Source organism: Siccibacter colletis, from assembly GCF_025914095.1.
In the GTDB taxonomy this organism is placed as follows: domain Bacteria; phylum Pseudomonadota; class Gammaproteobacteria; order Enterobacterales; family Enterobacteriaceae; genus Siccibacter; species Siccibacter colletis.
Genome location: NZ_CP074352.1, coordinates 254,085 through 268,575 on the forward strand (window position 1 = coordinate 254,085; position 14,491 = coordinate 268,575).

At 56.9% G+C, this 14,491-nt stretch carries 12 protein-coding genes; 10 read left to right on the top strand and 2 right to left on the bottom strand.

Annotation, left to right across the window (positions count from 1 at the left end):
• Positions 1-271: 271 nt before the first annotated feature.
• The gene (locus tag KFZ77_RS01220) at positions 272-772 is read right to left on the bottom strand and encodes a bactofilin family protein (RefSeq protein WP_264385240.1); all 501 of its coding nucleotides are present in this window, start codon (positions 770-772) and stop codon (positions 272-274) included.
• Between the two features lie 395 nt (positions 773-1,167).
• Here KFZ77_RS01220 and KFZ77_RS01225 point away from each other — a divergent pair, with 395 nt between their 5' ends.
• The 6 genes from KFZ77_RS01225 to KFZ77_RS01250 all read left to right on the top strand — a co-directional run bounded on the left by KFZ77_RS01225 (position 1,168) and on the right by KFZ77_RS01250 (position 6,826).
• Positions 1,168-2,205, top strand: a complete 1,038-nt coding sequence (locus KFZ77_RS01225; RefSeq protein ID WP_264385241.1) for an oxidoreductase — start codon at positions 1,168-1,170, stop codon at positions 2,203-2,205.
• 147 nt (positions 2,206-2,352) lie between these two features.
• Positions 2,353-3,048 (top strand): pirin family protein, encoded by a 696-nt coding sequence (locus KFZ77_RS01230; RefSeq protein WP_031521851.1) that lies wholly within the window; start codon positions 2,353-2,355, stop codon positions 3,046-3,048.
• 99 nt (positions 3,049-3,147) lie between these two features.
• Positions 3,148-4,143 carry a gluconate operon transcriptional repressor GntR gene (gene gntR, locus KFZ77_RS01235; RefSeq protein WP_264385242.1) on the top strand — a complete coding sequence of 332 codons (996 nt, stop codon included), beginning with the start codon at positions 3,148-3,150 and terminating at the stop codon, positions 4,141-4,143.
• A 144-nt stretch (positions 4,144-4,287) separates the two neighbouring features.
• On the top strand, positions 4,288-4,809 hold the full coding sequence (gntK, locus tag KFZ77_RS01240) for a gluconokinase (RefSeq protein ID WP_031521848.1): 522 nt from the start codon (positions 4,288-4,290) through the stop codon (positions 4,807-4,809).
• 9 nt (positions 4,810-4,818) lie between these two features.
• Complete coding sequence (gntU, locus tag KFZ77_RS01245; RefSeq protein ID WP_031521846.1) at positions 4,819-6,159, top strand: gluconate transporter; 1,341 nt, start codon at positions 4,819-4,821, stop codon at positions 6,157-6,159.
• A gap of 232 nt (positions 6,160-6,391) precedes the next feature.
• Positions 6,392-6,826, top strand: coding sequence for a hypothetical protein (locus KFZ77_RS01250; protein WP_264385243.1), 435 nt, complete (start codon positions 6,392-6,394; stop codon positions 6,824-6,826).
• A gap of 23 nt (positions 6,827-6,849) precedes the next feature.
• On the opposite strand, the gene KFZ77_RS01255 is transcribed toward KFZ77_RS01250, so the two are convergent.
• Complete coding sequence (locus KFZ77_RS01255; protein ID WP_264385244.1) at positions 6,850-7,443, bottom strand: YhgN family NAAT transporter; 594 nt, start codon at positions 7,441-7,443, stop codon at positions 6,850-6,852.
• Between the two features lie 177 nt (positions 7,444-7,620).
• On the opposite strand from KFZ77_RS01255, the gene asd reads away from it, so the two are divergent.
• The 4 genes from asd to glgC all read left to right on the top strand — a co-directional run bounded on the left by asd (position 7,621) and on the right by glgC (position 14,444).
• Positions 7,621-8,727 (top strand): aspartate-semialdehyde dehydrogenase, encoded by a 1,107-nt coding sequence (asd, locus tag KFZ77_RS01260; protein WP_264385245.1) that lies wholly within the window; start codon positions 7,621-7,623, stop codon positions 8,725-8,727.
• A 261-nt stretch (positions 8,728-8,988) separates the two neighbouring features.
• On the top strand, positions 8,989-11,175 hold the full coding sequence (gene glgB, locus KFZ77_RS01265) for a 1,4-alpha-glucan branching enzyme (protein WP_264385246.1): 2,187 nt from the start codon (positions 8,989-8,991) through the stop codon (positions 11,173-11,175).
• Positions 11,172-13,148, top strand: a complete 1,977-nt coding sequence (gene glgX, locus KFZ77_RS01270) for a glycogen debranching protein GlgX (RefSeq protein ID WP_264385247.1) — start codon at positions 11,172-11,174, stop codon at positions 13,146-13,148. The genes glgB and glgX overlap by 4 nt, the downstream gene beginning before the upstream one ends.
• 12 nt (positions 13,149-13,160) lie before the next feature.
• Complete coding sequence (gene glgC, locus KFZ77_RS01275) at positions 13,161-14,444, top strand: glucose-1-phosphate adenylyltransferase (RefSeq protein WP_031521833.1); 1,284 nt, start codon at positions 13,161-13,163, stop codon at positions 14,442-14,444.
• The last annotated feature ends 47 nt before the right edge of the window (positions 14,445-14,491 follow it).

The following is a 14,491-nucleotide window of genomic DNA, read 5'->3' on the forward strand; positions in this document are numbered from 1 at the left end:
TCTCCTCAATGAGTTACAGAAATCCCTTTAAACATCATTGACTTTACTTTTGCAGTCAATGCATTTTTTTGAAAAAAATGCTGGACACATGCGAATGATAATGATTATTATTGCCATGCGTTCAGGGGATACCCCAACGGAGAACCTGAAAGCACGACATTGCTCACATTGCTTCCAGTATTTCTTAGCCAGCCGGGTGCTGGCTTTTTTTTTGCCCGCAATTCGGAGCAAGAGGCAGGGGCGCGGGCATGATGGCCCGGCCACGGGCGGGTTAACTCTTCTGACGGCTCTTCTGAATGGCAACCGGCTCGTCGGTGCCTGGCTCAGGGGTCAGATCAATCACATTGGTTTTCTTCTCGGTCATCTGCTGCGCCAGCGATTTCCCGATAAACACGCCGCCTTTTTTGATCGCCAGTGAGGCATAGCTCATGGCGCCGTTCAGCGTGCCGTTCTCATAGATATCGATGCTCTCCGATTTGCATTCGCCATTGACGGTGCCGTCAACAATCAGCTCGCGGCACACGATGTTGCCCTGCACCAGACCGTTGCGCATGATTTTGATAATGCCGCCGTTGGACTCGATATTGCCGTGAACTTCACCGTAAATGTACACCTGGCCGCTGGCGATAATATTGCCTTCAAAGCGTACGTCGCTGGAGATAACGGTATTATTCTGTTTCTCTTCGCGCGGTGTCTCTTTTTCTGGCGCTGCCGGGGTAACCATCACGCTATTTTGCGGCTCGGTGGTGGGACTCTTATTTTTTCCAAACATAGTAAAAACTCGCTGTTGAAAGCCATGAAGTATGAAGGCGATGAGCGCCAGCACGCCGGGAAAAATTGCCCAGGGCGTGGCGTAAACGCACCAGAAAAATAGCGCCAGCGACCAGCAACACAGCCCCGCGTTTAAAAAATAATGAACTCGTACCATGTTAATCCGATCGCAGCCTGTGCGCTGCTATATAAAGGGTAATGCCAGAATCAGTCTGGCCGGCAGACTAGCATGCAGGACGGGCAATGCCTAACGATAATAAAGCCAAAAATGGACTGCGATATTATTAGCGGGAATACAACGAATTAATAGCCCTTATTCCGGCAATTGCGACCGGGGTGGCATCATAATGAGATTGTGGCTAAGGTTGCTGGAGGACATAAAATAAGGAATATGCGATGACACTTCACTGCGCCTGGATTGGATTTGGCAAAAGCACCACCCGTTACCATCTGCCCTATGTGCTCAACCGCAAAGATAAGCTTCACGTCGCCCACATCTATCGCCGCCATGAAAAGCTGGCGGAACACGAGCCGCAGTATCAGGGCATCCACTTCACCAGTAATCTGGACGATATTCTCACCGATCCCGCTGTGCAGCTGGTGGTGGTCTGTACCCATGCGGACAGCCATTTCGACTACGCGCGCCGGGCGCTGGAAGCCGGCAAAAACGTGCTGGTGGAAAAGCCGTTCACCATGACCCTTGCCGAAGCGCGCACCCTGTTTGAACTGGCGCAGCGCAAGGGGCTGATAGTGACCCCGTACCAGAACCGCCGATTTGATGCCTGCTTCCTGACGGCGAAGAAGGTGATCGAGAGCGGCAAACTGGGCGAGATTGTCGAAATTGAGAGCCACTTCGACTATTACCGCCCTGAGGCAGAGACGAAGCCGGGCCAGCCGCAGGACGGCATGTTCTTTGGCCTCGGCGTGCATACGCTCGATCAGATCATCTCGCTGTTCGGGCGACCGCAGCACGTCTCGTATGACATTCGCAGCCTGCGTAATCCGGCGAACCCGGATGATACCTTTGAAGCACAGCTGTTTTACGGGCGTCTGAAAGCCATCGTCAAAACCAGCCACCTGGTGAAAATCGATTATCCGAAGTTCATTGTGCACGGCACTCGCGGTTCGTTTATCAAATACGGTATCGATCAGCAGGAAACCAGCCTGAAAGCGGGAATTATGCCGGGCGAGCCGGGCTTTGCGGCTGACGATTCGGTGGGCGAGCTGGAGTACGTTAATGACGCGGGCGAGACGGTGCGCGAGCAGGTCCAACCGGAAACGGGAGACTATGGCCGGGTCTATGATGCGCTCTATGAAACCATTCTTCATGGGGCCGAAAACTACATCAGGGAAACTGATGTTCTGACCAACCTTGAAATCCTCGAACGCGGCTTTGAGCAGCCATCACCTGCCACGGTGACCTTAGACAGATAAGCTCAGCAGGCTCCTCTGTACTTGTTCATAAAATTTGAACAGAGGAGTCAATTTTCACCCTCTATCATCCTGGGCCGTTCACGTCCACACTACATCCATCGCAACGAACAACGGCCTGATGGCTCAGGTTACACGAGGGTATAAAAGATGATTTTCTTACGCAAAGCTGAAGAACGTGGTCACGCAAATCATGGCTGGCTGGATTCATGGCACACCTTTTCCTTCGCCAACTATTACGACCCGAATTTCATGGGCTTCTCCGCACTGCGCGTCATCAACGATGACATCGTCGAAGCGGGCCAGGGGTTCGGTACGCACCCGCACAAAGACATGGAGATCCTGACCTATGTGCTGGAAGGCGCGGTAGAGCACGAAGACAGCATGGGCAATAAAGAGCAGGTGCCCGCCGGTGAGTTCCAGATTATGAGCGCCGGTACCGGGGTACGTCACTCTGAGTACAACCCGAGCAAGACCGACCGTCTGCGCCTGTATCAAATATGGATCATTCCGGAAGAAACCGGCATCACCCCGCGCTACGAGCAGCGCCGCTTTGATGCAGCGCAGGGTCGCCAGCTGGTGCTCTCTCCGGATGCCCGCGACGGGTCGCTGAAAGTGCATCAGGATATGGAGCTGTCGCGCTGGGCGATGATTAAAGACGAGCAGAACGTTTACCAGATTGCCGCAGAACGCCGTGTCTGGATCCAGGTGGTAAAAGGTAACGTCTCCATTAACGGCACCAAAGCCACCACCAGCGACGGTCTGGCCATCTGGGACGAGCAGGCGCTCTCCATCCATGCCGACAGCGACAGTGAAATTCTGCTGTTCGATCTGCCGCCGGTCTGAGTAATGAAATAAATCCGCAACCTCCCTTTGCAAAAAGGGAGGTTGTTCGTTGTCCATGATAAACTGAGGAAATCCTTCCCTTTTAAGCCATTCAGGACGATGAAAAAGAAAAGACCGGTACTTCAGGATGTGGCAGATCGCGTAGGCGTGACCAAAATGACGGTCAGCCGTTTTTTGCGCAATCCGGAACAGGTCTCGGTGGCCTTGCGCAGCAAGATCGCCGCCGCACTGGATGAGCTTGGCTATATTCCCAATCGCGCCCCCGATATTCTCTCTAATGCCACCAGCCGCGCTATCGGCGTGCTGCTTCCCTCGCTCACCAACCAGGTATTTGCTGAAGTCCTGCGCGGGATCGAAAGCGTGACCGATGCGCACGGCTACCAGACGATGCTGGCGCACTACGGCTATAAGCCCGAGCTGGAAGAGAAGCGTCTGGAGTCGATGCTGTCATGGAATATCGACGGGCTGGTACTCACCGAGCGTACCCACACGCCGCGTACCCTGAAAATGATCGAAGTGGCGGGAATTCCGGTGGTGGAGCTGATGGACAGCGTGTCGCCCTGCCTGGATATTGCCGTGGGCTTCGATAACTTTGAGGCCGCGCGGCAGATGACCGCCGCTATCATCGCCCGTGGGCATCGCCATGTGGCCTATCTGGGCGCGCGTCTGGATGAACGCACTATCATTAAACAGCTGGGATACGAGCAGGCAATGCGCGACGCGGGTCTGGCACCCAATAGCGTGATGGATGAGCACTCGTCGTCTTATTCATCCGGGATTGAGCTGTTTCGCCGGGCGCGGCGCGAATATCCGGAGCTGAACGGCATCTTTTGTACCAACGATGACCTCGCCGTGGGCGCGGCGTTTGAGTGCCAGCGTCTCGGGCTGCGCATTCCGCACGACGTCGCCATCGCCGGTTTCCACGGGCATGACATCGGGCAGGTGATGGAGCCGCTGCTGGCCAGCGTGCTGACGCCGCGCGAGCGCATGGGGCGTATCGGTGCCGAGCGTCTGCTGGCGCGCGTGCGCGGTGAAATCGTCTCGCCGAAGATGTTAGATTTAGGTTTCACGTTGTCACCGGGCGGATCGATCTGACGTCCACAAATTTGATGTAGTTCACACTTATTCACTTTCCCTCCGCCGGGTTGTTGCTTAGCCTGTCAGCCAGCATGACAATGTTACCGATAACTGTTACCCGTAACATTCGATATTAACGACTGTGCCACCAGGAGCGATGCGATGAGCACGACGAATCATGACCACCATATTTACATCCTGATGGGTGTCTCCGGCAGCGGTAAATCCGTCACTGCCCGTGAAGTGGCGTACAAGTTACAGGCCGCTTTCCTGGATGGCGATTTTCTCCATCCCCGCAGCAACATTATGAAAATGTCTTCCGGCGAACCGCTGAACGACGACGACCGTAAGCCGTGGTTGCAGGCGCTGAACGATGCCGCCTTTGCTATGCAGCGCACCAATGAAGTGTCGCTCATTGTCTGCTCGGCGCTGAAAAAGCACTATCGCGATCAGCTGCGCGACGGCAACCCGAATCTCTCTTTCATTTATCTGAAAGGAGATATGGACACCATCGGCGAGCGCCTGAAGGCGCGCAAAGGGCACTTCTTTAAACCACAGATGCTGCAAACCCAGTTCGCCACGCTCGAAGAGCCGGGCGCGGACGAAGCGGATGTGCTGGTAGTCGATATCAACCAGCCGGTAGATGCGGTTGTTGCGGATATGATTAAGTTAATAAAAAAATAAGGCAGTAACGTGAGTACATTAACGCTGGTTTTAACAGCGGCAGGGTCGGTTTTACTGCTGCTGTTTTTAGTCATGAAAGCACGGATGCACGCTTTTCTGGCTTTGATGGTGGTGTCGATTGGTGCAGGGCTGTTTTCCGGAATGCCGCTGGAGAAAATTGCGGCCACGATGGAAAAAGGGATGGGCGGTACGCTGGGCTTCCTGGCGATCGTTGTCGCGCTCGGCGCGATGTTCGGCAAAATTCTTCATGAAACGGGTGCGGTAGACCAGATTGCAGTCAAGATGCTGAAGTCGTTTGGTCACAGCCGCGCCCACTATGCCATTGGTCTGGCCGGGCTGATCTGCGCGCTGCCGCTGTTCTTTGAAGTGGCGATTGTGCTGCTGATTAGCGTGGCGTTCTCAATGGCGCGTCATACCGGGACTAACCTGGTGAAGCTGGTGATCCCGCTGTTTGCCGGTGTTGCCGCCGCCGCGGCATTCCTGCTGCCGGGGCCGGCACCGATGCTGCTGGCGTCACAGATGCATGCCGACTTCGGCTGGATGATCCTCATCGGGCTGTGCGCCGCCATTCCCGGCATGCTGATTGCCGGGCCGCTGTACGGTAACTTCATCAGCAAGTTTGTTGAGTTAAAAATCCCGGACGATATCTCCGAGCCGCACCTGGGCGAAGGCAAACTGCCGTCGTTTGGTTTCAGCCTGTCGCTGATCCTGCTGCCGCTGGTGCTGGTGGGGCTGAAAACCATCGCGGCCCGCTTCATCACCGAAGGCACTACGCTCTATGAGTGGCTGGAGTTCATCGGTCATCCGTTTACCGCCATTCTGGTGGCCTGTCTGGTGGCGATCTATGGCCTGGCGTACCGTCAGGGGATGGCGAAAGAGAAGGTGATGGAGATCTGCGGCCACGCGCTGCAGCCGGCCGGGATTATCCTGTTGGTTATTGGCGCAGGCGGCGTCTTCAAACAGATTCTGGTGGACTCGGGGGTGGGTCCGGCATTGGGTGAAGCGTTGACCGGCATGGGCCTTCCTGTCGCCATAACCTGCTTTGTGCTGGCTGCGGCGGTGCGCATTATTCAGGGCTCTGCCACCGTCGCCTGTCTCACCGCCGTCGGGCTGGTGATGCCGGTTATTGAACAGCTTAACTACTCTGGCGCCCAGCTGGCTGCGCTCTCCATCTGCATCGCCGGCGGCTCTATCGTGGTCAGCCATGTGAACGACGCCGGCTTCTGGCTGTTCGGTAAATTTACCGGTGCCACAGAAGGCCAGACGCTGAAAACCTGGACCATGATGGAAACCATTCTCGGCACCACCGGGGCGATTGTCGGCATGATTGCCTTCAGCCTGCTCGGCTAACCCCGCGCCTTAGTAATCTCAAACCCGGCCCGCGCCGGGTTTTTTATTGCCTGCGTGCGGAGAAATACATTGTTGCGTCGCACCGGATTACTGCTAATAAAACGAGGATGAATTCTGAATATATCGCCTGTTGCTGCCTGCCTCCAAAAAGAGACTGCTTTAGCGTATCAATGATTATTCACCCTGCGATAATGCCGCTCAGGATATCTCATCATTAATTAAGGGAATAATCATGGTCGGTAATGGCAAGCCACTGAAAGACATAATTTTTGTTATTAAGCATCTCACCTGCGCAGGCCATCAGGAGCGGCCCGTTAACCAACAGATAATACATTTTGACAGCCAGCGGGACGGCGAATGCCTGTTGTTCCATCGTGGCAGCGCGGTGCTGCGGCGCAAGCGGGATCACCACGTGGTCGCGCAAATCCACTCCCCGGCGATAATCGGGCTTAATTCCACGGCGGTGACTGAACCCTGGCAGCACTATTATCTTCAGGCTACCAGCCCGCTGACGCTGGAACGTATCGGCGCGTTATATCTGCATGAAGTGATATCGAAATATAATCTGTGGGAACCGGTGTGCAGGATCCTGAGCTGGAATATAAACCAGCTCTGCCTTACGACCCTGCGCCTGAGTCAAAGCATCGCCCCGGAGAGTTGGAAATAGCGCGTCCCTGCGCAGGCAATGATTCAGCCTTTCATCCACGCCCGAATGCCGTCGAGGAACATCTGGGTTGAGAGCATCACCAGCACCAGGCCCATCAGGCGCTCCAGCGCGTTAACGCCTTTCTCACCCAGCAGACGCAGGAACAGCGACGACTGCAGCAGAATGGCGACGGTACCGCCCCAGGCAATCATCAGCGCAATCACCAGATGCCCCATCTGGTTCGGATACTGGTGCGAGAGCAGCATCAGGGTAGCCAGAATGGTGGGGCCAGCCACCAGCGGGATCGCCAGCGGTACGATAAACGGCTCTTCGCCCGCCGGCAGACCGGTGGCATTGCCTTCGTTACTGGGGAAAATCATTTTGATGGCGATCAGGAACAGGATAATCCCGCCGGAAATCGATACCGTTTCCGCACGCAGATTAAGGAATGCGAGGATCTTCTCCCCGGCGAACAGGAAGATGAGCATCAGCAGCAGGGCAATGAGCAACTCGCGGATCATAATGGCCCGACGGCGCTTTGGCTCGGTATGTTTCAGCACCGACATAAAAATCGGCAGGTTTCCTAACGGGTCCATAATCAGGATCAGCAGTACCGCCGCAGAAATTATTTCACTCATTACACGTATCCCTGATGCTTGATAAATTAACGCGACTAATTAGCGTTATTTCTAATTGTCGGCAAATCATAGATTAAATTCACTTGCGACTTTGGCTGCTTTTTGTAAGGTGGATGGTATTGTCCAGTCGCTTACCTACTGGCTTGCACAACGCACATCTCGCAGGAATTACTCGCTATGAAAAATGTTGGTTTTATCGGCTGGCGCGGTATGGTCGGCTCTGTACTCATGCAGCGCATGGTAGAAGAGAACGATTTTAGCGCTATCCGCCCGGTTTTCTTTTCAACTTCCCAGCTCGGCCAGCCGGCACCGGCCTTTGGTCAGCATACCGGCGGCACGTTGCAGGATGCTTACTCTATCGATGCCCTTAAGGCGCTCGATATTATCGTGACCTGCCAGGGCGGCGATTATACCAACGAAATCTATCCAAAGCTTCGTGAAAGCGGCTGGCAGGGTTACTGGATTGATGCGGCCTCTTCGCTGCGCATGAAAGACGATGCGATTATTATTCTCGACCCGGTTAACCAGCACGTTATTACTAACGGCCTGAATAACGGCATCAAAACCTTTGTTGGCGGTAACTGCACCGTCAGTCTGATGCTGATGTCCCTCGGCGGTCTGTTCGCGGAAGATCTGGTGGAGTGGGTATCGGTTGCCACCTACCAGGCGGCCTCCGGCGGCGGTGCGCGTCATATGCGTGAACTGCTGGCGCAGATGGGTGCGCTGCACCATCACGTGGCGGACCAGCTGGCGGACCCGGCATCGGCAATTCTCGATATCGAACGCAAGGTCACCGCACTGTCGCGCAGCGGCGAGCTGCCGGTGGATAACTTCGGCGTACCGCTGGCGGGCAGCCTGATCCCGTGGATCGACAAACAGCTTGATAACGGCCAGAGCCGTGAAGAGTGGAAAGGCCAGGCTGAAACCAACAAAATCCTCAACACCGCTGCGCCGATCCCGGTTGATGGCCTCTGCGTGCGCATTGGTGCACTGCGCTGCCACAGCCAGGCGTTTACCATCAAATTGAAAAAAGATGTGTCGATTTCCGGCATCGAAGAGATGCTGGCTGCGCATAACCCGTGGGCGAAAGTGATCCCGAACGACCGCGACATCACCATGCGCGAACTGACGCCAGCTGCGGTCACCGGCACGCTTACCACCCCGGTGGGCCGCCTGCGTAAGCTCAACATGGGCAATGATTTTCTCTCCGCCTTTACGGTGGGGGATCAGCTCCTGTGGGGCGCGGCTGAACCGCTGCGCCGTCTGCTACGGCAGCTGGCGTAATAATCAAGGGAGGCTAAGCGCCTCCCTTTTTTTATGCCCGCAATATGAAATATCCGTAATTAACCTAATTTTTGAATAGTTCGCTAAACCCTTGACTATGATTAGTTCAGGGCGATCACAGTGCGCTCTGCCAGAAGGTTGAACGGAGCAAGAAAAGGAACGAAACGCGTAGCCCGTTCAGGTCATCACAAAAGTGTCACCACCGGACGCACAGGCGTAAGGCTGGATAGGTGTGACGCTATTAAAACAGGATGAAATAGCATGTCCCATCATATTGATAGAGACGTGATCAATGCGCTTATTGCCGGTCATTTTGCCGATCCTTTCTCGGTGCTGGGAATGCACGTCACCGGCCAGGGCGTTGAGGTACGCGCGCTGCTGCCTGACGCCACAGAAGTCTGGGTTATCGAAACCAAAACCGGCCGCAAAGTGGGCAAGCTGGAATGCCTCGACTCGCGCGGATTTTTTAGCGGCCTGATGGCGCGGCGTAAGAACCCGTTTCGCTATCAGCTGGCGGTAATGTGGCACGGCCAACAAAACCTGATTGACGATCCGTACCGTTTCGGCACCCTGACTCAGGATCTCGATATCTGGCTGCTGTCCGAAGGCACCCATCAGCGCCCCTATGAAACCCTGGGGGCACACGCCTGTACGCTGGACGGCATTGTCGGCACGCGCTTTTCCGTCTGGGCACCGAACGCACGTCGCGTATCGGTGGTCGGGCAGTTCAACTACTGGGATGGCCGCCGCCATCCGATGCGTCTGCGCCGCGAAAGTGGTATCTGGGAGCTGTTTGTTCCCGGCGCGCTTAACGGTCAGCTCTACAAATTTGAACTGCTCGACGCCAACGGCAACCTGCGTATCAAAGCCGATCCCTACGCGTTCGAGAGCCAGATGCGCCCGGACAACGCCTCGCTGATCTGCGGCCTGCCGGATAAAATTCTGCAAACCGAAGCGCGTCAGCGCGCTAACGATTTTGATGCGCCGATTTCTATCTATGAGGTACATCTCGGCTCCTGGCGTCGCCACACTGACAATAATTTCTGGCTCAGCTATCAGGAGCTGGCCGAGCAGCTGATCCCTTACGTCAAAGAGATGGGCTTCACCCATATCGAGCTGTTGCCGATCAACGAGCATCCGTTTGACGGCAGCTGGGGTTACCAGCCGACCAACCTGTATGCGCCGACGCGCCGCTTCGGCACCCGTGACGAGTTCCGCCACTTCGTGAACGCCGCGCACGCCGCCGGGCTGAACGTGATCCTGGACTGGGTGCCGGGCCACTTCCCGACCGATGAGTTCAGCCTGGCCCGCTTCGACGGCACCGCGCTGTACGAACACAGCGATCCGCGCGAAGGCTTCCATCAGGACTGGAAAACCCTGATTTACAACTATGGCCGGCGCGAAGTCAGCAACTATCTGGTGGGCAACGCGCTCTACTGGGTGGAGCGCTTCGGCATCGACGCCCTGCGCGTGGATGCGGTCGCCTCAATGATTTATCGCGACTACAGCCGTAAAGAGGGGGAGTGGATCCCCAATGAGTTCGGCGGGCGTGAGAATCTGGAAGCCATCGAATTTCTGCGCAACACCAACCGCACGCTCGGCGAGCAGGTGCCGGGTGCGGTGGCGATCGCGGAAGAGTCCACCGACTTCCCGGGCGTGTCCCGTCCATCCGCGATGGGCGGCCTCGGGTTCTGGTACAAATGGAACCTCGGCTGGATGCACGACACCCTCGACTACATGAAGCTCGACCCGGTGTACCGCAAGCATCATCACCACAAAATGACCTTCGGCATGGTCTACAACCACACCGAGAACTTCGTGCTGCCGCTGTCGCACGACGAAGTGGTTCACGGCAAGAAATCGATCCTGGACCGTATGCCGGGCGATGCCTGGCAGAAGTTCGCCAACCTGCGCGCCTACTATGCGTGGATGTGGGCGTTCCCCGGCAAGAAGCTGCTGTTTATGGGCGGTGAATTTGCTCAGGGGCGCGAGTGGAACCACGACAGCAGCCTCGACTGGCATCTGCTGGAAGGCGGTGATAACTGGCATCACGGCGTCCAGCGCCTGGTGCGGGATCTCAATTTTACCTACCGTCATCACAAAGCCCTGCACGAGCTGGACTTCGACAGCTACGGCTTCGAGTGGCTGGTGGTGGAAGACAGCGAAAACTCCATTTTCGCTTTCGTGCGTCGGGATCGTAACGGCAACGAGATTATCGTGGTCAGCAACTTTACCCCGGTGCCGCGCCACGGTTATCGCATCGGCGTAAACCAGGCCGGAAAGTGGCGCGAAGAGCTGAATACCGACTCGATCCACTACCACGGCAGCAATGCCGGGAACGGTGGTGCGGTGCATACCGATGCCATTGCGTCCCACGGGCGTGAACACTCCCTGAGTCTGACGCTGCCGCCGCTGGCGACGATCTGGCTGGTGCGGGAGGGGGAATGAGCCGCTTATCGGCAGGCGCAGCCAGCCCGCTCGGCGCACGCTACGACGGGAGCGGGGTGAACTTCACCCTGTTTTCCGCCCATGCTGAGCGCGTAGAGCTGTGCCTGTTCGATAACGAAGGTAATGAGCAGCGCCACGATCTGCCGGCGCGTACCGGCAACCTGTGGCATGGCTATGCCGCTGGCGTACGTCCCGGTCAGCGCTATGGCTATCGGGTACACGGCCCCTGGGACGTGACGCAGGGCCATCGTTTTAATCCGGCGAAGCTGTTAATTGACCCCTGCGCACGTCAGGTGGCGGGCAGCACGGACGATAACCCGCTGTTGCACGGCGGCATTGACCAGCCCGACCCGCACGATAACGCGGCCATTGCACCAAAGGCGGTGGTGGTCAACGAGCAGTACGACTGGGAAGGCGATACCCCGTTGCGCACGCCCTGGGGCAAGACGGTGATCTACGAAGCGCACGTTAAAGGCCTGACGCAACTGCATCCGGCGCTGCCGGAAGCGATACGCGGCACGTACCGCGCGCTCGGTCATCCGGTGATGGTGGACTACCTGAAAAAACTGGGTATCACCGCCATTGAACTTCTGCCGGTGATGCATTTTGCCAGCGAACCGCGTTTGCAGCGGCTGGGCCTGAGTAACTACTGGGGCTACAACCCGTTGGCTAACTGGAGTCTCGACCCACGCTACGCGGCGGACCCAATCAACGCGCTCAACGAGTTTCGTGATGCGGTGAAAAGCCTGCATCGCGCCGGTATTGAGGTGATCCTCGATATCGTGCTTAACCACAGCGCGGAACTCGACGTTGAAGGCCCGACCTTCTCCCTGCGCGGAATCGATAACCGTAGCTATTATTGGTTAAGTGACAGTGGGGAATACCAGAACTGGACCGGGTGCGGAAACACGCTCAACCTCAGCCAGCCCGACACGGTGCAGTACGCGCTGGAGTGCCTGCGCTACTGGGTGGAGACCTGTCACGTAGACGGTTTCCGCTTCGACCTGGCCTCTGTGCTTGGACGCACGCCTGACTATCGTCAGGATGCCCCTCTGTTTGAGGCGATTAAAAACTGTCCGCTGCTGTCGCAGGTGAAGCTGATTGCCGAACCCTGGGACATTGGCGCGGGCGGCTATCAGGTGGGGAACTTTCCGCCGCTGTTCGCCGAGTGGAATGACCATTTTCGCGACGCGATGCGTCGTTTCTGGCTGCAAAACGACCTGTCGTTGGGGGAGTTTGCGGGCCGCTTTGCCGCGTCCGCCGATGTGTTCCGCCGTAACGGGCGACTGCCTCATGCGACGGTCAACCTGGTGACGGCGCACGATGGTTTTACGCTGCGCGACTGCGTCAGCTACAACCATAAGCACAACGAGGCTAACGGCGAAGACAATCAGGACGGTACAAATAATAACCATAGCAATAATCATGGTTTTGAAGGCGTGGGCGCTGGCGTTCGCATCAGCGAGCAGCGGCGCGTCAGTGTACATGCCCTGCTGACCACGCTGCTGCTGTCCCAGGGAACCCCGATGTTGCTGGCCGGCGATGAGCATGGTCACAGCCAGCATGGTAATAACAACGCCTACTGCCAGGACAACGCCCTGACGTGGCTTAACTGGCAGGAAGCGCATCAAGGATTGACCTCCTTTGTGGCGGCGTTACTGCACCTTCGCCAGCAGATCCCGGCGCTGACCCGTAATCAGTGGTGGGAAGAGGGCGATGGCAACGTGCGCTGGCTCGACGCTCAGGCGCGACCGATGGACGCCGGTGCGTGGCACGCCGGGGCCTTGCAGCTGCAAATTGAGCTGTCAGGCCGCTGGCTGATTGCGCTTAACGGCGGTCACGACGTGGCTGACATAGTGTTACCTGACGGGGAATGGCGTGCCGTTCCCCCTTTCGCCGCTGAGGACAACCCGGTGGTAATGGCGTTATGGCATGGCCCCGCGCACGGCGTGTGCGTATTCCACAAGTCATAAAAGGAGTCAGTCATGGTTAGGTTTGAAAAGAACGACCCCCTGATGCTGGCAAGACAGTTGCCGATGAAATCCGTTGCCCTGATCCTGGCCGGCGGACGTGGTACCCGACTTAAAGATTTGACTGCGACTCGCGCCAAGCCTGCCGTTCACTTTGGCGGTAAGTTCCGCATTATCGATTTTGCGCTCTCTAACTGCATCAACTCCGGCATTCGTCGGGTGGGCGTAATCACACAGTACCAGTCACACACCCTGGTGCAGCACATCCAGCGCGGCTGGTCGTTCTTCAGTGAAGAGATGAACGAGTTTGTCGATCTGCTGCCCGCCCAGCAGCGCGTACACGGTGAAAACTGGTATCGCGGCACCGCTGATGCCGTGACCCAGAACCTCGACATTATTCGGCGCTACAAAGCGGAGTACGTGGTGATCCTCGCCGGGGATCACATCTACAAGCAGGATTATTCGCGCATGCTGATCGACCACGTCGAAAAAGGCGCGCGCTGCACAGTGGCTTGTCTGCCGGTGCCGAAACATGAAGCCACCGCCTTCGGCGTGATGGCGGTAGACGAGAGCGACAAAGTGATCGCCTTCGTTGAGAAACCGGCCGATCCGCCGACCATGCCGGGGGACGACACCAAAGCGCTGGCCAGCATGGGGATCTACATCTTTGATGCCGATTACCTCTACGAGCTGCTTGAAGAGGATGACAAGGACGACAAATCGAGTCACGACTTCGGGAAGGACATTATCCCGAAAGTGACCCGCGACGGGCAGGCGTTTGCGCACCCGTTCCCGCTCTCCTGCGTGCAGTCAGATGCTGATGCCGAGCCGTACTGGCGCGATGTGGGTACGCTCGAAGCCTACTGGAAAGCGAACCTCGATCTCGCCTCGGTCACGCCGGAACTGGATATGTATGACCAGAACTGGCCTATCCGCACCCACATGGAGTCGCTGCCGCCCGCTAAGTTCGTCCAGGACCGCTCCGGCAGCCACGGCATGACCCTGAACTCGCTGGTTTCCGGCGGCTGCATTATCTCCGGTTCGGTGGTGGTGCAGTCGGTACTGTTCCCGCGGGTGCGGGTGAACTCATTTTGCAACATTGATTCCACCGTCTTGCTACCGGATGTCTGGGTAGGGCGCTCGTGTCGCCTGCGCCGCTGCATCATCGATCGCGCCTGCGTTATTCCTGAAGGCATGGTCATTGGTGAGAACGCTGAAGAAGACGCCCGCCGGTTCTACCGGTCGGAAGAGGGGATTGTTCTGGTAACGCGCGAAATGCTGGCAAAACTGCAGGGCTGACGCGCAAGAGTGACCGCGCGCAAAAGGTTTGCGCGCTGTGTTTTTCG